Origin of the sequence: Acetobacter sp. DmW_125128, assembly GCF_008704325.1 — a bacterium.
In the GTDB taxonomy this organism is placed as follows: Bacteria; Pseudomonadota; Alphaproteobacteria; order Acetobacterales; family Acetobacteraceae; genus Acetobacter; species Acetobacter oryzifermentans.
In genome coordinates, this window is record NZ_VHOP01000019.1 from 23,599 (window position 1) to 43,840 (window position 20,242).

Sequence of the window (20,242 nt, forward strand, 5' to 3'; positions counted from 1 at the left end):
CGACCCCACCGCCGCAGTGCAATATTACGTGGCGGTGGGGGCTATATGCGCCAGAAATTAAGGCGCTTTGCTGAGGAAACAGCCTTATTGAGGCTGCGATGGCAGCTTGAGATAGCCCGCTTTGGGAGACGTGGCCTTTGTAGAAGATGAACCGGAGGACGAATCATCATCCTCACCCGCCGGGAAAATGGCGTTGGGTTCACTGTCCTGCACTTTGGTGGCTGCGGCAGGCTTGGTTTCCGTTGTGCTGGTGGAAGAAGGCGTTGTGGCATCTGTGGAAGGCGCAACAATAGGCGCGTTTTCCGGCACCGTTACGGGGGATGTCGCCTGGCCGGTTTTAGCCGCAGAAACGGGAGAAAGCGCTTCTTGCGTAGCACCAGCACTTGTAGCACCGGCAGCAGCCCCCGTGGTGGCATCTGTTGTGCCAGTATCTGAACCAGACGTAAGGGGCTGGGCCTGAATGGCGCCATCTACCGGCATACCTCCGGCATCCACTAGCCATTTACCCAAGGAGCGATGTACCTGTGTATCCAATTCGGTATTGATGCTGTCCATCATCCCTTTGGTTACGTTGTACAGGTTGGCTTGGCTTTCCGTATCCTCTGTGGGGTCTGGGTGCAGGCTCTGGGTGGCGTGGGCTTCTGTATGCGCGGTTTTGCTGCCATCGGGGTTAAGGATATCCAGATGCACATCTATCTGGCCCTGTAGCGTGCCGCCGGGTTCGTGCAGGATAGAAGCCCGATCAATTACAAACTGGGCGGAATTGGCGCTGGTAATGCCCCCTTTGGCGGCCAGCCTGTCCTGCACCATTTGGCGCAGGGCCTGCACGGGCGGGGTGGGGGATTTATAGCCGATATCGCCCGCAACCGGGTGGGTTGCAGTGTTATCCACCAATGTCAGGGTATTTACGTTGAGGTTGATCTGGCTGAGGTTATCATAGCGCAGCGGTGCAAACTGCGTAGGCTGCTTCTGATCCGCGCAGCCTGCCAGCAGGGCAGGAAACAGCAGCGCGGCTGTTAGGCCAGAAAGGCGCATGCGGGAAAACAGCATCATGGCGCAAAACCTCTTGTAAACTTTATCTGACATTCTCAAAAATGCCTGCCTTTTGGCAAAGACCTTATACCAGCAGCGCCTTAAGATATTGCGCTTATGGCCCTGCTGGCAAACTTTGATGCTTTTTACTGCGTCTGCGTGGCAATATTTTTGCGCGCAAAGCGGAAATCTACATTACAGAATTCGCATGTCATCACGATGTTCCCGTCATCTTGGCACATGTGGTCCAGATCATCTTGAGGGAAGGTTTCCAGCACATTGGCCAACCGTGCGCGGGAGCAGCGGCACCCAAAGGCCAAAGCCCGTGGCTGGCTGACATGCAGGTCTTCTTCATGGAAAAGCCGGTGCAGAAGCTGCAATGTTGGCAGGCTATCGTCCAGCAGTTCCTTGGTGGAAAGCGTGTCTGCCAGAATGGTGGCTGTTTCCCAGCTTGCCTCTGCGGCTTCATCTTCCACCACGTGGCTGCCGCCTTCGCCCGCAATGCGTTCCAGTATCAGGCCGCCTGCGCGCCAGCCTGCATCGGTCATCTGGCAGGCAAGCATAATCCAACAGGCGTGCTGTTCACTGCTGGCAAAGTAATGCATGGCCATTGCAGACAGGTCATCCCCCGCAATTTCCACAATACCCTGATGGCGGTCCATCTCTGGCCCTTGGTCCACCGTAAGGGCCATATAACCATCGCCCAGCAGTTCGCGGTCTGTGGGTTTGGGTGTTTCGGCCAGCAGGGTTTCCAGCGCTTCATCATCCGTGCGGGCGTAAAAGCGCAGGGCACCAGTGTTGGTGCAGTCTGCCACCAGCATGGAAACAGGGCCATCGCCCTTTATCTGGAGCGAGAAAGACCCTTGAAACTTCAGTGCCGAAGCCAAAGCCGCCACCAGTGCTAACGCCTTGCCAGCAAGGCGGGTAACGGGGGCTGGGTGATCATGCCGTGTGAGCAGCGTATCCGCCAGCACGCCCAAACGCACCAGCCGACCACGCACGGGCCGACCAGCCAGATAAAAAGGTGTTACACCACCGGGCACCACCAAATCGGGCACATCTGGGCGATCACGGTCAAGAAAAGCAGGTTTTTCCATGGGAATTTAAGTTTGTCCTGAGTCCATCAAGAATACGGGAATATCAAGAACATGCGCCTGATGCGTGCGGACTCGGAGGGTGCTTTTCAGGCGGACAAAAAGGAAAAAGCGAAAAGCAGGGGGTTACGCCCCTGCGGAAATATCCAGTTCCAGCTTTTCCAGCTTCTGTTCAAGGGCGCGGCCGGTTTCTGAATCCATGTTCAAGCCTTCCTTGAGCGCAAGCAGCAAACCCTTGCGGCAGGCATCGTGCTCGCTATCCAGATCTTCCGTGCGGCCACAGCCAGCCAGACAATCCAGATAAGAGTTACGGAACGATGCCAGCTTTTCTGCCGGAAACGGCAACGTAGCCAGAATAGCGTCCAGACTGCTTTCCACCCAACCGGGGGTGGCGGGTGTATCTTCGGTAGATGTCATGGAAACTGTTCTGTCTGTGCCGCTCATGTGCTTATTCCTTGCCGAAAGAGGTCCAGTTTGTGCCGCCCATTGTCCATGCCAGCACGCCTTTCTGGGCATGAAGGCGGTTTTCTGCCTCATCAAACACCACAGAATGCGGGCCTTCAAACACGTCCTTGGTCACTTCCTCTCCTATATGGGCAGGCAGGCAGTGCATGAACAGGGCTTCTGGCGCAGCAAGGGCCATTAAATCTGCATTTACGCGGTAGGGTTCCAGCTTGCTCATGCGGCTGGCGGCTTCCTTGGGTGAATCGGACATGCTGATCCATGTATCCGTCACCACGCAATCTGCGCCTTTTACGGCAGCTTTGGGGTCTATCGTCCATTCCACATCACCGCCTTCGGCACGGGCCCAGTCCAGCACATCCTGCGGGGGCTTCATGTCTGCGGGGGTGGCGGCACGCAGGGCAAAGCCAAAACGCACGGCCCCTTCAATAAGGGAAACCAGCACGTTGTTGCCATCCCCCGTCCACGCAAAGGTGCGCCCACGCACAGGGCCGCGGTGTTCCTCAAATGTCATGATATCGGCGAGAATCTGCACCGGGTGAGAATGAGGTGTAAGACCATTGATAACAGGCACCGTGCTCCATTGTGCCAGTTCGTGCAGGGTTTTTGTGTTGCCCGTGCGCAGCATAATGGCATCTACAAAGCGGGAGAGCACACGGGCCGTATCGGCAATGCTTTCACCTCGGCCAATCTGCATTTCCTGCGGGCTGAGCACCACGGCATCGCCCCCAAGCTGGCGAATACCCACTTCGAAAGAAACACGCGTGCGGGTGGAAGGCTTGGAAAGGATAAGCCCCAACTGCCGCCCGGCCAGCGGCTGGCGTGGGTGCAGCGGAAACCGACGGTTCTGCTGCATGCGCTTCATGCTGGCGGCTACATCCAGAATCTGGCGCAATGTGGCGGCATCCAGATCTTTCAGATCCAGAAAATGGCGTGGCGTAGCCAAAGAGGCAGAAGGCAGGGCAGTGGTCATATTGGCGGCGCTCACGCTGTTGGCTCCAGAACTGTTTTGTTGTTATGATTTTTTCTGATGGTGCTGACAGCCTGCGCCAGCAGAGCCACAGCTTGGCGGCATTCTTCTTCGGAAACAGTAAGCGGTGGCACCACGCGCAGCACGTTATCGCCCGCCGTAACACACAAAAGGCCCGCATCCTGCGCGGCACCCTGCACATCGCCCACTGCGGGCACGCAGCGCAGGCCAATCAGCAGGCCAAGGCCACGGCGCTGGGCAAAAATATCTGGTGCATCTGCCACAAGGCTATCCAGCAGTTCATCCAGCAGGGCCGCGCGGGCGCAAACCTGATCCAAAAAGCCGGGGGCCAGAATAACATCCAACACAGCGTTACCAGCCGCACAGGCCAGCGGGTTGCCGCCAAATGTGGTGGCATGTGTGCCCGGTGTCATGGCCTTGGCAATGGTTCCCGTGGTAAGGATAGCCCCAATGGGGAAGCCCCCACCCAAACCTTTGGCTGTGCTGATAATATCCGGCTTAATGCCTGCCCATTCATGCGCAAACAGGCGGCCTGTGCGGCCCACGCCACACTGCACTTCATCTAGCACCAGCAGCACGCCGGTTTCATCGCACAATGCGCGCAGGGCTTGCAGATATTCCGGGCTGGCCACCTTGATACCGCTTTCACCCTGAATAGGCTCCAGCATCACGGCTGCGGTATTGGGGGTAATGGCGGCTTTTACGGCTTCGATATCGTTAAACGGAACGTGCAGAAAGCCTTTTACAGGCTCACCAAAGCCTTCCAGATATTTGGGGTTGCCTGTGGCGGACAGCATAGCCAGCGTGCGGCCATGAAAAGCCCCATCCATGCAGATAATATCTGTGCGTTCGGGGTGGCCTGCCATCATTTGGGCGCGGCGCGCCATCTTCACCATGCCTTCGTTGGCTTCTGCGCCGGAATTGCAGAAGAACACGCTATCGGCAAAGGAATGTTCCACCAGCCTGCGGGCCAGTTTTTCCGCTTGCGGAATCTGGAACAGGTTGGAAACGTGCATCACCTTTGCGGCCTGTGTGCTAATGGCTTCCACCATCTTGGGGTGTGCGTGGCCGATAGAGCACGTGGCAATACCCGCAGCAAAGTCCAGGAATCGTCGCCCGTCCGACGTTTGCAGCCAGGAGCCTTCTCCCCGCTCAAAGGCGAGATCAGCGCGCTTGTATGTCGGCATCAGGGCAGAAATCATGGAATCTGGTCTTTGTGTTGGCGGTTGTTGAACCTGCAAGGTGAGAAGTGGAATGCAGAACGAAAAACGCCCGCTGCCTTGATATAAGGTGAGCGGGCGGCCCGTATTGCGGGCGTATCATGGCCTTTTGTGCAGATTAAAGTCAAATATTCTGTGTGAAAAAATTCTGCATACGCAACATGCGCGGCATGGCCCGTTGCGTATTTTCCTACACGCAAGGAGTGGGTAAGAAAGAGGGATGATGCATTCTGGTTCTTTTTCATCTGCCCACACATCATCGGGGTTTCCGCAGCTTGATCGTCGCGTGTTGCGAGAGGCCGCGTTGGCGCATCTGGCACGGTTTGGCACCACGCGCCACGGGTTGGAACAAGTGCTTTTGCGCCGCATTGCGCGGTGGGAGAAACAGGCCCTTAAAGCCGGGGCAGATACGGAAGAAGTGGCCGAAGCCGTGCAGGCGCTGCGCCCCGTGGTGGCTGAAATATCAGAAGAAATGGTGCGCCTTGGCGCTGTGGACGATGCCAGTTTTGCCACATCCCGCGCGCGCAGGTTGGTGCGGTCTGGCCGATCTGGCCGTGCGGTGCAGGCGCATCTGGCCGCACGCGGCGTGGAGGCTGATCTGCGCGATGCCGCCTTGCAGGATGCGGTGGAAGGGTTTTCTCCTGCGCAAAGGGAGTTATGTGCGGCGCTGGTTCTGGCCCGCAAGCGCAGGATGGGGCCATTTGCCACGCCTTATGTTGCGGATGATGAGGTGGAGAGTGAGCAGGCTCTTGCCCGCAGGCACAAGGCGCTGGGTGTACTGGCCCGCGCGGGCTATGCGCGGGATGTGGCGGAACAGGTTTTGGATATGTCTCCCGCAGAAGCGGAGGACTGGATGCAACGTTTGAGGGCCGAATCGTGAAGCGTAGCCTTGTTCTTATTCTGCCTTTAGTACTTGCTGCCTGTGCGGGTGGGCGTGGAAGTTGGAATGGATCTGTGCAGTGCGCGCCCTATGCGCGGGAACACTCCGCCATAAACCTGCGGGGTGCTGCGGCAAGTTGGTGGGGGGAAGCGCAGGGGCAATATAGCCGCACATCCTCGCCCCGCGCCGGGGATGTTCTGGTGTTTCGGTCTACCGGTAGGCTGCCGTCAGGCCATGTTTCTGTTGTGAAACAAGTGCGGAATTCACGCCTGGTGTTGGTGGACCATGCCAATTGGGAGCCGGGGCAAGTCACGCGCCATGCTCCTGTTGTTGATGTTTCCCCTAATAATAACTGGACACGTGTGCGCGTGTGGTGGAGCCCCATTCATGCCATGGGCAAAACGGTTTATCCGGTTTATGGCTTTATTGAACCAACGGGCACGGGTGGCAGTTAGCACCCAATAGGCGGGTAGGCCGCGTAAGGAAAAACTTGCAAGAAAGTGTTTCCGCCATCATGTACAAACTAAGGATGTGCAGCACACGCTCATTTTGGGCGCGTAATGCAAGTGTAGGGGACTGGTTTGATGGGTAGCTTGAGTATCTGGCACTGGCTGATCGTGCTTGTAGTTGTGCTTGTTGTTTTTGGCGGTGGCGGCAAGATCAGCTCGCTGATGGGCGATATGGCCAAGGGCATCAAATCCTTCAAGAAGCACATGGCGGATGATGAACCGATGGATGATGGCACGGCACGCCCCGGCAACGGGCATATTGCCCCACCTCCTGCATCTTCCACAGTGGAGCAGCGCACGGCTGCACCAGCGGATAAATCTGTCCAGCCGTAAGGCGCTGGCAGTTTAAGACGGGCAGATAACGCCATGGATCAAACCGTTACGGATTTTGCCCGTGCCGTGCAGGATATTCTGCTTGCCGGACAGCGTATGGATCAGCGCGGGTGGGTGCCTGCAACGGCAGGTAATATCAGCCGCAGGCTGGCGGATGGCCGCATAGCCATTACGCGCTCAGGTTGCCACAAAGGCTTTTTGCAAGCCGCAGACGTAATTACTGTGGATATGCAGGGCAAACCGCATAGCCCGGAAAATCGGCCCAGTGCGGAAACGCTGCTGCATTGCCAGATTTACCGCTACTTCCCCCATGTGGGCGCAGTGCTGCACGGGCATTCCGTGGCCTCCACTGTTCTGTCTATGGAGGAAGAAACAGCCGCACTTACACTGGCGGACTACGAAGTTCTGAAAGTGTTTGAAGGGCAGACCACGCACGAAACATCCGTGCAGGTGCCCTTGTTTGAGAACGATCAGGACATTGCGCGGCTGGCGGAAGTTGTGGAACCGTTTTTTGGTAGGGATATGCCAGCGGGCTACATTATCCGAGGCCACGGTGTGTATGTGTGGGGCAAGGATATGCCCACCGCCCTTGCGCGGTTGGAGGGGCTGGAGTTCCTGCTGGCCTGCGCGCTTGAGCGAAGGAAGCTGCACGTATGAGTTCCCTGACAATTTACAAAGATACCACCCCCGAACTCCCCGTGCTGCAAACGCAGGATCCGGCAGAAATGGCGCGCGTTCTGGCCCCGCTAGGTGTGCGGTTTGAGCGTTGGGAAGGCCCACAGATTCCCCCAAGGGATGCGGACGAACAGGCCGTGCTGGATGTGTATGGCCCATTTCTGGACAAGCTGATGGGTGAAACCGGCGCAGGCTCTGCCGATGTGCTGCGTGTTAGCCCTTCTACGCCTAACAGAGAGGCCTTGCGGGACAAGTTCTTGTCCGAACATACGCATAGTGAAGATGAAATCCGCTTTTTTGTGCATGGCAGCGGGCACTTCATCCTGCACATTGCTGGCTATGTTTACGATGTGGAATGCACGCAAACCGATCTGATTTCTGTGCCTGAAGGCACAAAGCACTGGTTTGATGCCGGGCCAGAGCCAGATATGGTCACGCTGCGTATTTTCACACACAAGGAAGGCTGGGTAGCCCGCTATACAGGCACCGATATTGCCCGGCAGTTTCCATCTTACGAAAACTGATTGAGGGCATAATGGCCGATACTCGGATTCCTCCGCGCATGGTGCTGCTGGATATTGAAGGCACCACCCTGCCAGTGGCTTTTGTGCATAAAGTGCTGTTTCCCTACGCGCGCAAACACCTGCCCGCATTGCTGGAACAGCACGAAAACCCAGTGGTGCAGGAAGCATTGGCACAGATTGCCCAAGAAGCCCCCGGCGTGCCCCCGCTGGAGCAGCTTGAACGCTGGATGGCGCAAGATGCCAAAGTTGCCCCGCTTAAAAGCCTGCAAGGCCTGTGCTGGCAGCAGGGTTATGAAAAAGGGGAGCTGGAAGCCCAGCTTTACTCGGATGTTGAGCCTACCTTAAAGGCATGGAAAGCCGCAGGCCTTACGCTTGCAGTGTATTCCTCTGGCTCCGAAGCCGCGCAGAAGCTGATTTATGGCTATACCGAGCAGGGGAACCTGACCTCGCTTTTCAGCGCGTTTTTTGATCTGCGCGTTGGTGGTAAGAAAAGCGCACAAAGTTATCGCCATATTCTGGAACAAAGTGGCTGGCAGGGGCAGGATGTGCTGTTTCTGTCCGATGTGGTGGCAGAATTGGATGCAGCAGCCCAAGCTGGTTTGCGTGTATGCCAGATTGCCCGCCCGGAAGATGGTACGGTGGCAGGTACCACCCACCCTGTAGCGCAATCTCTGCCGCAGGCGGGGCAGATGTTCGGCCTGCCGGAAGGAGCATAAAAGTGCTGAAAGCACAGTTGCACACAAACTGGCGGGATATTCCGCCAGAAGCGCACGGCTGTGCGGCAGCACTTGGCAATTTTGATGGTGTGCATCTGGGCCACGCCCATCTGGTTCATTCCACCCACGCTGCGCGGCCAGATCTGCCCTTGGCGGTGGTAACGTTTGAACCCCACCCGCGAGAACTCTTTCGCCCGCAGGACCCACCATTCCGCCTGAGCTTGCCGGATGAGCGCTTTGCTGCCCTACAGGCGTTAGGTGTGCAGCATGTATTCCAGATCGGGTTTGATGAAGCATTTTCCCGCATGACGGCGGAGCGGTTTGTAGAAGACGTGCTGCACGATGCCCTGTGCCTACGCCACGTTGCTTGTGGGCCAGATTTTGCATTCGGGTATCGCCGTGGGGGCGATGTTACGTTCTTGGCCGAACGCACGGGCGAGCTAGGCATGGGCTTTACATCCGTGCCCGCATTGGCAGATGCCGCCGGGCCGTATTCCTCCACCCGTATCCGGCGGCTGTTGCAGGAAGGATACCCCGAGCGTGCTACGGAAGAGCTTGGTCGTCCGTGGTTTATTCGTGGCCAAGTGCAGCATGGTGATAAGCGCGGGCGTTTGCTGGGCTTCCCGACAGCCAACATCCCGCTTGGGCGGCATTTAGAGCCCGCCCGTGGGGTTTACGCCGTAACGGTGCGCCTGCCCGGCGGCTATACGCGGCCCGGCGTGGCCAATATTGGCCGCAGGCCCACCATTAACGATGGGCAGGAAAGCCGCGTAGAAGTGAACCTGTTTGACTTTGACGGTGATCTGTACGGCCAAACGCTTTCTGTGGCGTTGCACAAAATGTTGCGGCCAGAACAGCGTTTTGCCGGGCTGGATGAACTCAAAGCCCAGATTGCGCAGGATGCGCAGCAGGCACGCATGGTTCTGAACGCCGAACTGGCAGGCATATAACCCTCTATAAAAGCGCAGGCAGATGGGGCAGAATATATTTTGCGGCTGCAATGTGGCCGTTCATGCTTGACCCTGCGCTTGTCCTTTTTGATAAGAGCCTGAATGCAAGATGGTTTGACCAGCATATGCGGGGCCAGACCATGAACCCGAACTGAAGTGACATCACCCGCTCATGACCACATCCAGCAGCGACCAGGACACCCAATCCCCCGCCGATCTGTATCGTGATACGGTGTTCCTGCCCCGTACCTCTTTCCCCATGCGCGGGGGCCTGCCAAAGCAGGAACCTCAGTGGCTGAAAAAGTGGGCAGAAACCGGGCTGGATGCGCGGCTGAAACAGCAGGCGGAAGGGCGGCCTGTCTTTACGTTGCATGATGGCCCCCCATACGCCAATGGTCACCTGCACATTGGCCATGCCATGAACAAGATCAACAAGGATGTGATCAATCGTGCGCATCGCATGTCCGGTTATGGCGTGCGCTACGTGCCAGGGTGGGATTGCCACGGCCTTCCGATTGAATGGAAGGTGGAAGAAAAATACCGCAAGGCAAAGAAAGACAAGGATTCCGTGCCTGTGCTGGAATTCCGTGCTGAATGCCGGGCTTATGCGGGTGAGTGGCTGAATATCCAGATGCAGGAGTTCCAGCGGCTCGGTGTGCAGGCGGAATGGCAGAACCGCTATGCCACCATGGATTTCTCATCCGAAGCAGCCATTGTAAATGAAATTGGCAAGTTCCTGCTTAACGGGCGGCTGTATCGTGGCCTGCGCCCCGTTATGTGGAGCCCGGTTGAAAAAACCGCTCTGGCCGAAGCCGAAATTGAATATCACGATCACACATCCACTACCATTCTGGTGGCCTTTCCGGTTGTAAGAGACCCCACACCAGCCCATGCGCTGGAGGATGTGTCTGTTGTGATCTGGACCACCACCCCGTGGACCATCCCCGGTAACCGCGCTTTGGCGTATGGGCCAGAAATTACCTACGTGGTGCTGCGGGTGGATGAAACGGGTGAGGGCGCATTGCTTGAACCCGGCGCAAAGGTGCTGGTGGCCGAAGCGTTGGTGGAGGCCTTCTGCCAGGAAGCCCACGTTACCGCGCACCATATTCTCTACACCCTGCCGGGTAGCGCGCTGAAAGGGGCTGTATGCGCCCATCCGCTGCGTGGCGCCGGGTATGATTTTGATGTGCCCATGTTGCCGGGTGAATTTGTCACCACCGAGGCTGGTACTGGCCTTGTGCACATGGCGCCTTCTCATGGTGAGGATGACTTCCAGCTTTGCCGCATGTACGGCGTGGAAGTGCCGGAAGTTGTGCAGGCCGATGGCACATACGCTCCGTGGGTGGCAGGCTTTGCAGGCACGCACGTGTTCAAGGCAGCCGATGTTGTGTGCTCCACGCTGGAAGCGGTGATGGAACACGCCAACGCCAACGGCACAGCTCCGGCTGGCTTGGTGGGGCGTGGTGAAATTGTGCATTCCTACCCGCATTCATGGCGTTCCCGCGCTCCGGTTATCTACCGTGCTACGCCGCAATGGTTCATCCGCATGGACGGTGAAGATTCGCTGCGTGAAAAAGCCCTTAAAGCGCTGGAAGATGTTACATTCGTGCCTGCACAGGCGCGCAACCGCTTAACATCCATGATCCGCACCCGGCCAGATTGGTGCATTAGCCGCCAGCGCGCATGGGGCGTGCCTATTGCCGTGTTTGTTGAAAAACGCACTGGCGAAGTGCTGCGCGATGCCGATGTGATGCAGCGCGTGGTAGCGGCCTTTCAGGAAGAAGGGGCAGATGCCTGGTATAGTTCTGAACCTGCACGCTTCCTCGGCCCGGATCGGAACCCGGATGACTACGATCAGGTGTTCGATATTGTGGATGTGTGGTTTGAAAGTGGCTCCACCCACGCCTTCGTGCTGGGCCATCCGGGATTGAACTTTCCTGCCGATCTGTATCTGGAAGGCTCAGACCAGCATCGTGGCTGGTTCCAGTCTTCCCTGCTGGAAAGTGTCGGCACGCGCGGGGTTTCACCTTACAAAGCAGTCGTTACCAACGGTTTTGTTCTGGATGAACAAGGCCGCAAAATGTCCAAATCCCTCGGCAACGTGATTGCCCCGCAGGATGTGAATGACAGCTTGGGTGCAGATGTGCTGCGCCTGTGGGTGGTAAACTCCGATACCAATGATGATTTGCGCATTGGCAAGGAAATTCTCAAACAGCAGGGTGAACTTTACCGCCGCCTGCGCAACACGTTGCGTTGGCTGCTGGGTGCGCTGGATGGCTACACAGAAGCAGAAGCCGTGCCTTACGCTGAACTGCCAGAGCTGGAACGCTGGGTGCTGCATCGCCTAACAGAACTGGGCGGCCTGATTGCGCGCGCGGTGGAAACGCATGAATGGGTGGGTGTGTATCCGGCCCTGCATGGGTTCTGCACCACGGATCTGTCTGCTTTCTACTTTGATATCCGTAAGGATGCGTTGTATTGCGATGCGCCTTCCGACCCCACACGCCGCGCAGCCCGCACAGTGCTGGATATCCTGCACCGGTGCTTAACAACATGGTTGGCCCCCGTGCTGGTGTTTACGGCGGAAGAAGCATGGACATCCCGCTTTGGGCCAGATCAGAGCGTGCATGAACAGGCATTTCCTGAACTGCCAGCAGAATGGAATGACCCGGCATTGGATGAACGCTGGGCGCGTATCCGTTCCGTGCGGCGTATCATTACCACGGAAATTGAAGGCGCCCGGCGCGAAGGCATTATTGGCTCTTCCCTTCAGGCGCAGGTTGAACTGACGTTTTCTGAGGAAGAAGCTGCACTGTTTGCTGGTGTAAACTGGAGCGAACTGGCCATTGTCTCCCACGTGGATGTGGTGGTGGACCCCACGTCTTCCTCCATTTACGTGGAAGGTGATGAAGGCGGCACGCTGCATGGTGCCCCGGTTGTGCAGGTTGCGGACGGTGAAAAATGCGTGCGCTGCTGGAAGGTTCTGCCAGAAACCGGCACCCGGGATGATTACGCAGGCTTGTGCCTGCGCTGCGCCGATGTGGTGGAAGAACAGGGCGGCCCACGCGCAGGGCAGGAGGGCGCGTGAGTTCTCGCCCCTTCATGCTGCGTCCGGCAGGCCTTGGCCTGCTGATGCTGATGCTTACTCTTTCAGCAGATCAACTGAGTAAATATTGGATTCTGTACGGGCTGGATTTGCCCGCACGGGGTTCTGTTAAAGTGCTGCCGTTCCTTAACTTCACTATGGTATGGAACCACGCCGTTACTTTTGGCATGTTTGGCGGCCTTGGCGGGGCAGGGCGGATTGTATTTTCCGCCATTGCGCTGGCCGTGGCCTGCTGCCTGCTGGTATGGATTTTTCGCACCCACAGCAAACTAACCGCTGCATGCGTTGGGGCCATTACAGGCGGGGCCATTGGCAACGTTATGGACCGTGTGCGCTATGGGGCCGTGGTGGATTTTCTGCATGCCCACGCTTTTGGGTGGTCATGGTATGTATTCAACGTGGCAGATTCCGCTATAGTATGCGCCGTATGTATGCTGCTGGTGCAGAATTTTCTGGCAGGCGGGCAGCAACAAGACAACGTAAAAACCGGGTAACCCCCAAAGGGCTGGGTGTTTTTTCAGGATGAGTGGAAGGCAGACGATGGCGCGCCGTGTTTCGACACTGATTTCTCCGCTGCTGCTTCTTGGCGGCTGCTTTTTGCTAAGTGGCTGCTCAGGAAACGAAGCCGCCCGTGCTTTCGGGCTGGAACGCAGCCTGCCGGATGAATACACGGTTACAACCCGTGCTCCGCTTTCCATGCCGCCATCAGATGAGCTGGTAAAGCCCTCAAAGGGTGATGATCGCAGGCAGGATGAAAGTGAACGCCTGCAGGCGCTGGAAACACTTTCCCCCGATGTGGCGCTGCGCGGCACAAATGGTGATACCAGTGAAGGCCAGACCATTTTGGTGAATGAAGCCACAGAGGCATCGGATGCGCCAGACCGGGGAGAACTGGGTGAAGCCGGTTCGGGCTTTGTGCAGGAACTGATGTTCTGGAAAGGCGGCAAGGCCGGGGGCGTCGTGGATGCGGATGGAGAAAACCGCCGCCTGAAAACCAATGCAGCCTTGGGCAATTCACCCACCAAAGGCGTTACACCTACACAGCACCCTAAAGGCTCCGGTCTGTTCTGATCGGAAAGGTCTGACGCATGTCCGGCCTGTTTGCTGAACCCGGTATGGATACAAACCAGCCCGAAACATTGCCCCATGTGCGGCGGCTGCCAGAGGTTATTGTCAACCGCATTGCTGCGGGTGAGGTCATAGAACGCCCCGCCGCAGCAGTGAAAGAGCTGGTTGAAAACGCGATAGATGCAGGTGCCCGCAGGCTGGAGGTTTCTCTCGCGGGCGGGGGTGTGGACCGCATTATCGTTACAGATGATGGTGTGGGCATGTCCGCCGATGATCTGGCTTTGGCGGTAGATCGGCACTGCACATCCAAACTGCGTGATGAAACATTGGTGCATATCAGCACGCTCGGTTTTCGGGGGGAGGCTTTGCCCTCCATCGGCGCGGCGGCGCGGCTGTGCATAACTTCCCGCCCAAAAGGAGAAAGCGGCGCGTGGCGGATTAGGGTAGAAGGCGGCAAGGTTTCCCCCGTTGAACCCGCAGCCGGAGCACCGGGTACCAGCGTGGTGGTGGAAGACCTGTTTTTTGCCACGCCTGCCCGCCGCAAATTTCTGAAAAGCGCGCGCGTAGAAGGCCGACACGCTGAAAACGTGGTGCGGCGTCTGGCCTTGGCTGTGCCGCAAACGGCCTTTCGCTTTGTGCTGGATGAGCGCGTGCTATTTGATCTGCCCGCGCAGGATATGGCTGCCCGTTCTGCCGCCTTGTTAGATGCCAGCGAGGCCGATGGTTTTCTGGAAATTTCTGGGGAACGCGATGGTATGACCCTAAGCGGATTTATCTGCCCGCCATCAGTGCATCGTTCCACGGCTAATGGGCAGTTCATGCTGGTGAATGGCCGCCCTGTGGTGGACCCAGTGCTTAAAACCGCCGTGCGCGTGGCCTATAGGCGTGTGATCGAACCCGGCAGGCACCCCGTGGTGGCAATTATGCTTACGGTGCCGCCCGATCGGGTGGATGTAAACGTGCACCCTGCTAAAACAGAATTGCGCTTTGCGGATGAAGCAGGCGTGCGCTCCTTGGTTATTGGCACCATTCAGCGTGCGTTAGAGCATGGGGCTGGCAGTGTGGGCGTGCGGCCTGTGCTTTCTTCTGCACCACGGCAAGCCCGTATTTGGTATCCGCCAGAAAAAGGGGCTGCGCCGCCTATGCCTGCTCCCGCGTTTCATACCCCAACGCCAGAAGGTGTGCGTTTTGCAGAAGGCCGGTTGCAGTTTGGTGATGCCCCGGCCGCCAGAACTTTACCGCCTGTTGCCATGTCTTCTCCCAGCGCTGGGTGGGATGCCTCAGCAGTCAACACGCCAACAACCGGGCAAGCTGCATCATCATATGTGATGGATGGGGTCTCTGGGCCATCAGTAGCAGCAGATCACCCCTTGGGTGCGGCAATTGCGCAGGTGTTGGACACATATATTCTGGCCGTAGCGGCAGATGGCAGTTTGGTGCTGGTGGATCAGCACGCAGCGCATGAGCGGCTAACGCATGAGCGTTTGCGGGCGCAGTTTTTAAGCGGGCATGTGCAGGCGCAGCGTTTGTTGGTGCCCGATGTGGTGGATCTGCCCCGCGTGCAAGTGGAACTGCTGTTGGTACGTCAGCCCACGCTGGAAAAACTGGGTGTGGAAATTGAAGCCTTTGGCGGCGACTCCGTTTTGGTAAGAGCCTTGCCCGCCATGCTGCGCAGTAGCGATGCCGTAAACCTGCTGCGTGATCTGGCAGATGAGTTGGAAGCGGATGAAAACGGTGCGCCAGATGAAATGGCAGCGCTTGATGGGCGGTTAGATGCCGTTATTGCCCGCATGGCCTGCCACGGTAGTATTCGGGCCGGGCGCAGGCTGAGCGTGGAGGAAATGAACGCGCTGCTCCGCCAGATGGAAGAAACACCCCGTGCAGGCACATGCTCACACGGGCGGCCCACGTGGTTGAAGCTGAGCAAGGCTGATCTCGAAAAGTTGTTTGGCCGCCGTTAAGAATATGGCTGTTCTGCGTGGTGTGATCGGCTGAACGTGAACGCCCACCTGCTGGTGTCAGCCCGCAAAAAAGAGCAGGTTTGCAGCATCTTCATGTAACCTGAATGGTGGTGATGCCGTGCAGCCCATCCTGCTTTCGCTCATAACCTATCTTCCTCTTGTTGCGGCATTGGTGGCATTTTTTGCCCCCGGCAGGCCAGAGCAGCAAGATAGTACAGCCCGGTGGGTTGGGCTGTGGAGCAGCCTGATCACCCTTGGCCTTAGCGTGCTGATGTGGCTGGAGTTTGATCCCACTCAGCCCGGCCTGCAATTTGAAACACGCCTGCGCTGGATGGGGGATTACGGTATTTCCTACCATACGGGGGTGGATGGCATCAGCTTGGTGTTTATTCTGCTAACAGCGTTTTTAACCCCATTGGCGTTAGGGGCAGGCTGGCGTAGCGTGCAAACACAGGGGCGGCAGTTTGTAGCTGCCATGCTGGCGTTGGAAACAGCCTTGTTCGGCCTGTTTTCTGCCCAGGATATGCTACTGTTTTACGTGTTTTACGAAGCAACGCTTATCCCCGGTAGCCTGATGATTGGCGTTTGGGGTGGGCCAAAGCGCGTTTGGGCCTCGCTTCAGTTCTTTCTGTTTACGTTTGGTGGCTCGCTGTTCATGCTGGTGGGGCTTATCACCATGTGGCTGCAAACAGGCACCACGGATATTCCAGCCCTCATGCACGCAGGTTTTTCCCAGCCCTTACAGGGGTGGTTGCTGTTGGCCTTTCTGCTGGCTTTTGGTGTCAAACTGCCGCTGTTTCCGCTGCACGCGTGGCTGCCAGATGCGTATTCCGAGGCCCCAACACCAGCTTCGGCCATGTTGTCTGGCGTGCTTTCCAAAACCGGCGCTTATGGGCTGTTACGCTTTGGGGTGCTGATGTTCCCCGATGCAGTGCGTCTGTTTGCGCCTTATGTGCTGGCTCTTGGTGTTGTGGCTATTATTTACGCAGCCTTTGTGGCCTTTGCCCAAACAGACATGAAGCGCGTGATTGCGTATTCCTCCTTTTCCCACATGGGCATGATTGCCGTGGGGCTGTTTACGCTCACGGCAGAAGGTATTGATGGCGCAATCTTTCAGATGCTTTCTCATGGGGTGGTGATCGCAGCGCTCTTCTTCTGCGTGGCAGCGGTGGTATGGCGGGCAGAAACCCAGCAGATTGATGCACTGGGCGGTGTTGCGCGCCAGATGCCGGTGCTGGCGCTGTTGGCCATGTTGTTTACAATGGCCAATGTAGGGCTGCCGGGCACCGGGTCCTTTGTTGGGGAATTGTTGGTGCTTATGGGCGCTGTGCATGTTTCCTTCTGGGTGGCGCTGCTGGCAGGTAGCACCATGATTATGGGCGCGGTTTACATGCTCTCACTGTATCGGCGGGTGCTGTTTGGCGGCGTAAAAGGCACGGTAAGCCTTCTGCGAGATCTAACCGCCGCAGAAATTGCCGTGCTGGCCCCATTGGCTATCGTAACATTGTGGATGGGTGTGCATCCGGGCAGCTTTACCCGGTTGTTTGACCCCGTGATCATGCAGGCCATTCACGGTAGCGCTGCCAATGTGGCTTCAGCCACTGGCCATACTGTTTTGCATGTGGCCGCCCGCTAATAGGGCTTAAAACACGCTCAGGTTTTTAGTTGGGCAGTTCTGGCACATCTCGTGCTGGAACTGCCTTTTGTTTGGGTTTGCTGGGGCTGAGAATAATGCCAGCCGAGGCTGCAACCACGCATAAAATTCCGCAAAGCTGAAGTAGAGAGGGCGTTTCGTGCAGGATGACCGCTCCCGCCACGGTTGCGCATACAGGTTCCAGACTGCTGAGAATGCCGATATCGCGGGCATTCAAGTTCTGCATGGCCAGCATTTCCAGAGAATAGGGTAGGGCCGAAGAACAGAACGCCACCAAAACGCCCAGCCCCAACATGGTAGGGGCTGAAAAGCCGATAATCAGCGCAGGCACAAAGCAGGGCAAAAAGACAACGCAGGCACCGCATGCCATGCCTAGTGCGCAGGCATGTGCCCCCGGCACTTTACCAGCCACACGCTGCCCAAACAGAATGTAAAGCGCCCAGCACAGCGCAGCCATGAGAGCAAAACCCACACCTGCAAAATCGGTTTTGGTGGATGCAGATGGGTTGAGCACAAGTGCCAGCCCCAACACGGTAAGCAGAATCCAGCCAATATCAGACAGCTTGCGAGAGCCCACAAAAGCCACAACAAGTGGGCCAATAAATTCCAATGTAACAGTTGTGCCCAGTGGAATGTGTTGGAGCGCCAGATAAAAGCAGAGGTTCATGCCTGTCATGGCCAACCCGTAAGGGATGACCAGCCGCAGAACATGGACGGACAGAAACCTCCAGCTTCTAAAAAACGGCACCAGCATAAATGCTGCCAGGCAGACGCGCAGGCCCACAACGCCAGATGTGCCAAATACCGGAAAAATGGATTTGGCGAGGGAAGAGCCAAACTGAATGCACAGCATGCTGGTTAACAATTGGGATAAAGCCAGCAGGCGTGTGCGAAGGGGCAGAGAGGCAGAAGAAGGGGCTGCTGTCATGCACGCCCATGTGGCAGATGTGCAAGCCCCAAGCCATACGGCCCGCCTACCACGTAGGAGAGCGGGTTAAACATCTAGCAGATCATCCACTGTGCTTGCGTGTTCCTGAATAAAGGCAAAGCGCAGTTCTGGCTTACGGCCCATTAGGCTTTCCACCCGCTGGCGTGTTGCCAGCCTGTCTTCCTGCGGGGTGATCACGCGCAGCAGCGTGCGGCGTTTGGGGTCCATTGTTGTTTGTTTTAGATCCCCCGGCGGCATTTCCCCCAGCCCTTTAAAGCGGGACACATCTATTTTGCCACGCGCCTTGAACTCGGTTTTCATTTTGCGGTCACGGTCTGCATCATCCATGGCGTAAACCGATTTCGCGCCTTGTGTCAGGCGGTAGAGCGGGGGCTGGGCCAGATACAGGTGCCCGTTGCGGATAAGCTCTGGCAGCTCACGGTAAAAGAATGTCATGAGCAGCGAGGCAATGTGCGCGCCATCCACGTCTGCATCGGTCATGATAATCACGCGGCCATAGCGCAGTTTGGAAAGATCGAATCTATCACCCGATCCACAGCCTAATGCTTCAATCAGATCGCGCAGTTCCTGATTCCCGCGCAATTTTTCTGCCGTGGCGCTGGCAACGTTTAGAATTTTACCGCGCAAGGGCAAAACGGCCTGTGTTTCACGGTTACGGGCCTGTTTGGCAGAACCACCAGCCGAGTCGCCCTCCACCAGAAAGATTTCTGTATCCGGGGCAAACTCCTTGGTGCAATCCGTCAGCTTGCCGGGCAGGCGCAGGCGGCGCGTTGCACTTTTGCGCGGTGTCTCTTTTTGCTCCTTACGGCGTAGGCGTTCCTCTGCCCGTTCTATGGCAAAGCCTAGCAGCGTATCGGCCTGTGGCGGGTTTTGCGCCAGCCAGTGGTCAAACCTGTCTCGCAAAGCCGTTTCCACCAGCTTGCTGGCGGTGGATGAGGTGAGTTTTTCCTTGGTCTGGCCCTGAAACTGTGGATCACGAATAAACACGGAAAGCCGACCTGCGCTCATGCCCAGCACATCTTCTGCGGTAATGGCGGAGGCTTTTTTGATGGAGCGTTGGTCTCCCCACGCGCGCAGGCCTTTTACCAGCGCGTTGCGGAAGCCGGTTTCATGTGTGCCGCCTTGCGGGGTGGGGATGGTGTTACAGTAAGACACCAGAGAGGCCGAGCCGTTTTCTAAAAACGCCACGGCCCATTCCACCTTGCCGTTATCTGTGCCGTCTGCTGCTGGCGGCAGAGGTGCCTCGCCAGCCCACAGAGGGGTAAGGAGTGGGGCCTTGGGGCCAAGCTCATCCGTAAGGCTGTCTGCCAACCCACCGGGGAAGTGTAGGGTGGCTTCTGCGGGTGTTTCATCTCCTGTCTTGATCAGCGCAGGATCGCACGACCAGCGGATAGTGACACCACGGAACAGAAACGCCTTGGAGCGGCAGAGCCGGTAAAGGCGGGCAGGCACAAATACATGTGTGCCAAAAATTTCAGGATCAGGTTGAAAGCTGATTTGCGTGCCGCGTCGGTTGGGCGCTGCGCCTACTTTTTCCAACTTTGTTACGGGTTTACCGCGTTCGTACACCTGTTTCCATACGGTGCGATCACGCGCAATTTCCACTTCCATGCGGGTGGAAAGCGCATTCACCACGGAAGAACCAACCCCATGCAAACCGCCAGATGTAGCGTAAGCCTTGCCAGAAAACTTACCCCCGGCATGCAGGGTTGTAAGAATAACTTCCAGCGCAGAACGATCGGGAAAGCGCGGGTGTGGGTCCACCGGAATACCGCGCCCGTTATCCCGAATGGTCAGGCGGTTTTCTGTATCCAGCCGCACATCAATGGTGTTGGCATGGCCCGCCACGGCTTCATCCATGGCGTTATCAAGAATTTCCGCTGCCAGATGGTGCAGCGCACTTTCATCCGTACCGCCAATATACATGCCGGGGCGGCGGCGTACGGGTTCCAGCCCCTCCAGAACCTCAATGGCGCTGGCATCATAGGCCTGTGCAGAGTCTGCCTGCGTTCCCGGCTTGGCATCGCGGGATTTGCCGGTGGAGGATTTGCGGGCTGGCGGGGTATTGGAAAACAGATCGCTCATGCGAGAAATCTGTCCCGCGTTGGCGCTGATTCG

At 57.3% G+C, this 20,242-nt stretch carries 19 protein-coding genes; 12 read left to right on the forward strand and 7 right to left on the reverse strand.

The annotated features are described in order from the left end of the window. Positions 1 to 84: 84 nt before the first annotated feature. The 5 genes from FKW19_RS07765 to FKW19_RS07785 all read right to left on the reverse strand — a co-directional run bounded on the left by FKW19_RS07765 (position 85) and on the right by FKW19_RS07785 (position 4,781). Positions 85 to 1,086: a hypothetical protein gene (locus FKW19_RS07765; RefSeq protein WP_238331264.1), complete on the reverse strand. Its 1,002-nt coding sequence runs from the start codon at positions 1,084 to 1,086 to the stop codon at positions 85 to 87. Between the two features lie 92 nt (positions 1,087 to 1,178). Then, on the reverse strand, positions 1,179 to 2,129 hold the full coding sequence (locus FKW19_RS07770; RefSeq protein WP_006116272.1) for an Hsp33 family molecular chaperone HslO: 951 nt from the start codon (positions 2,127 to 2,129) through the stop codon (positions 1,179 to 1,181). A 123-nt stretch (positions 2,130 to 2,252) separates the two neighbouring features. Next, a complete protein-coding gene (locus tag FKW19_RS07775; protein ID WP_006116271.1) occupies positions 2,253 to 2,570 on the reverse strand; it encodes a hypothetical protein in 318 nt (105 codons plus the stop codon). Between the two features lie 4 nt (positions 2,571 to 2,574). Then, entirely contained in the window at positions 2,575 to 3,561 is a 987-nt protein-coding gene (gene argF / locus FKW19_RS07780) for an ornithine carbamoyltransferase (RefSeq protein ID WP_089178729.1), read from the reverse strand. A gap of 11 nt (positions 3,562 to 3,572) precedes the next feature. Next, positions 3,573 to 4,781: an aspartate aminotransferase family protein gene (locus FKW19_RS07785; protein ID WP_150150554.1), complete on the reverse strand. Its 1,209-nt coding sequence runs from the start codon at positions 4,779 to 4,781 to the stop codon at positions 3,573 to 3,575. 238 nt (positions 4,782 to 5,019) lie between these two features. Here FKW19_RS07785 and FKW19_RS07790 point away from each other — a divergent pair, with 238 nt between their 5' ends. From FKW19_RS07790 to FKW19_RS07845, 12 genes are all read left to right on the forward strand, one after another. Next, a complete protein-coding gene (locus FKW19_RS07790; protein WP_063353727.1) occupies positions 5,020 to 5,679 on the forward strand; it encodes a RecX family transcriptional regulator in 660 nt (219 codons plus the stop codon). Then, a complete protein-coding gene (locus FKW19_RS07795) occupies positions 5,676 to 6,134 on the forward strand; it encodes a CHAP domain-containing protein (RefSeq protein WP_063353728.1) in 459 nt (152 codons plus the stop codon). Before FKW19_RS07790 ends, FKW19_RS07795 begins: the two co-directional genes overlap by 4 nt. A gap of 129 nt (positions 6,135 to 6,263) precedes the next feature. After that, positions 6,264 to 6,521: a twin-arginine translocase TatA/TatE family subunit gene (locus FKW19_RS07800; RefSeq protein WP_004448930.1), complete on the forward strand. Its 258-nt coding sequence runs from the start codon at positions 6,264 to 6,266 to the stop codon at positions 6,519 to 6,521. 33 nt (positions 6,522 to 6,554) lie between these two features. Next, on the forward strand, positions 6,555 to 7,178 hold the full coding sequence (locus FKW19_RS07805; RefSeq protein ID WP_089178731.1) for a methylthioribulose 1-phosphate dehydratase: 624 nt from the start codon (positions 6,555 to 6,557) through the stop codon (positions 7,176 to 7,178). Continuing rightward, positions 7,175 to 7,720, forward strand: a complete 546-nt coding sequence (locus FKW19_RS07810; protein ID WP_089178732.1) for an acireductone dioxygenase — start codon at positions 7,175 to 7,177, stop codon at positions 7,718 to 7,720. Before FKW19_RS07805 ends, FKW19_RS07810 begins: the two co-directional genes overlap by 4 nt. A gap of 11 nt (positions 7,721 to 7,731) precedes the next feature. After that, positions 7,732 to 8,436 (forward strand): acireductone synthase, encoded by a 705-nt coding sequence (gene mtnC, locus FKW19_RS07815; RefSeq protein ID WP_089178733.1) that lies wholly within the window; start codon positions 7,732 to 7,734, stop codon positions 8,434 to 8,436. 2 nt (positions 8,437 to 8,438) lie between these two features. After that, positions 8,439 to 9,386: a bifunctional riboflavin kinase/FAD synthetase gene (locus FKW19_RS07820; protein WP_006116263.1), complete on the forward strand. Its 948-nt coding sequence runs from the start codon at positions 8,439 to 8,441 to the stop codon at positions 9,384 to 9,386. A 172-nt stretch (positions 9,387 to 9,558) separates the two neighbouring features. Beyond that, a complete protein-coding gene (gene ileS, locus FKW19_RS07825) occupies positions 9,559 to 12,474 on the forward strand; it encodes an isoleucine--tRNA ligase (RefSeq protein WP_089178734.1) in 2,916 nt (971 codons plus the stop codon). After that, positions 12,471 to 12,986 carry a signal peptidase II gene (gene lspA / locus FKW19_RS07830; RefSeq protein WP_006116260.1) on the forward strand — a complete coding sequence of 172 codons (516 nt, stop codon included), beginning with the start codon at positions 12,471 to 12,473 and terminating at the stop codon, positions 12,984 to 12,986. Before ileS ends, lspA begins: the two co-directional genes overlap by 4 nt. Before the next feature lie 46 nt (positions 12,987 to 13,032). Next, positions 13,033 to 13,563: a DUF3035 domain-containing protein gene (locus FKW19_RS07835; RefSeq protein WP_019089721.1), complete on the forward strand. Its 531-nt coding sequence runs from the start codon at positions 13,033 to 13,035 to the stop codon at positions 13,561 to 13,563. A 17-nt stretch (positions 13,564 to 13,580) separates the two neighbouring features. Further along, on the forward strand, positions 13,581 to 15,521 hold the full coding sequence (gene mutL, locus FKW19_RS07840) for a DNA mismatch repair endonuclease MutL (RefSeq protein WP_089178735.1): 1,941 nt from the start codon (positions 13,581 to 13,583) through the stop codon (positions 15,519 to 15,521). A 118-nt stretch (positions 15,522 to 15,639) separates the two neighbouring features. Beyond that, complete coding sequence (locus FKW19_RS07845; protein WP_089178736.1) at positions 15,640 to 17,157, forward strand: NuoM family protein; 1,518 nt, start codon at positions 15,640 to 15,642, stop codon at positions 17,155 to 17,157. Between the two features lie 25 nt (positions 17,158 to 17,182). On the opposite strand, the gene FKW19_RS07850 is transcribed toward FKW19_RS07845, so the two are convergent. Both FKW19_RS07850 and parE read right to left on the reverse strand, forming a co-directional pair. Continuing rightward, the gene (locus FKW19_RS07850; RefSeq protein ID WP_089178737.1) at positions 17,183 to 18,103 is read right to left on the reverse strand and encodes a DMT family transporter; all 921 of its coding nucleotides are present in this window, start codon (positions 18,101 to 18,103) and stop codon (positions 17,183 to 17,185) included. A 66-nt stretch (positions 18,104 to 18,169) separates the two neighbouring features. Beyond that, complete coding sequence (parE, locus tag FKW19_RS07855) at positions 18,170 to 20,209, reverse strand: DNA topoisomerase IV subunit B (RefSeq protein WP_006116253.1); 2,040 nt, start codon at positions 20,207 to 20,209, stop codon at positions 18,170 to 18,172. Positions 20,210 to 20,242 lie beyond the last annotated feature (33 nt).

Coding starts and splice junctions, on each gene's coding strand:
- FKW19_RS07775 (WP_006116271.1), bottom strand. CDS start 2,570: ATGAGCGGCACAGACAGAACAGTTTCCATGACATCTACCGAAGATACA.
- FKW19_RS07810 (WP_089178732.1), top strand. CDS start 7,175: ATGAGTTCCCTGACAATTTACAAAGATACCACCCCCGAACTCCCCGTG.
- FKW19_RS07835 (WP_019089721.1), top strand. CDS start 13,033: ATGGCGCGCCGTGTTTCGACACTGATTTCTCCGCTGCTGCTTCTTGGC.
- ileS (WP_089178734.1), top strand. CDS start 9,559: ATGACCACATCCAGCAGCGACCAGGACACCCAATCCCCCGCCGATCTG.
- mtnC (WP_089178733.1), top strand. CDS start 7,732: ATGGCCGATACTCGGATTCCTCCGCGCATGGTGCTGCTGGATATTGAA.
- FKW19_RS07790 (WP_063353727.1), top strand. CDS start 5,020: ATGATGCATTCTGGTTCTTTTTCATCTGCCCACACATCATCGGGGTTT.
- mutL (WP_089178735.1), top strand. CDS start 13,581: ATGTCCGGCCTGTTTGCTGAACCCGGTATGGATACAAACCAGCCCGAA.
- FKW19_RS07805 (WP_089178731.1), top strand. CDS start 6,555: ATGGATCAAACCGTTACGGATTTTGCCCGTGCCGTGCAGGATATTCTG.
- argF (WP_089178729.1), bottom strand. CDS start 3,561: ATGACCACTGCCCTGCCTTCTGCCTCTTTGGCTACGCCACGCCATTTT.
- FKW19_RS07770 (WP_006116272.1), bottom strand. CDS start 2,129: ATGGAAAAACCTGCTTTTCTTGACCGTGATCGCCCAGATGTGCCCGAT.
- FKW19_RS07785 (WP_150150554.1), bottom strand. CDS start 4,781: ATGATTTCTGCCCTGATGCCGACATACAAGCGCGCTGATCTCGCCTTT.
- FKW19_RS07850 (WP_089178737.1), bottom strand. CDS start 18,103: ATGACAGCAGCCCCTTCTTCTGCCTCTCTGCCCCTTCGCACACGCCTG.
- FKW19_RS07765 (WP_238331264.1), bottom strand. CDS start 1,086: ATGTCAGATAAAGTTTACAAGAGGTTTTGCGCCATGATGCTGTTTTCC.
- FKW19_RS07800 (WP_004448930.1), top strand. CDS start 6,264: ATGGGTAGCTTGAGTATCTGGCACTGGCTGATCGTGCTTGTAGTTGTG.
- parE (WP_006116253.1), bottom strand. CDS start 20,209: ATGAGCGATCTGTTTTCCAATACCCCGCCAGCCCGCAAATCCTCCACC.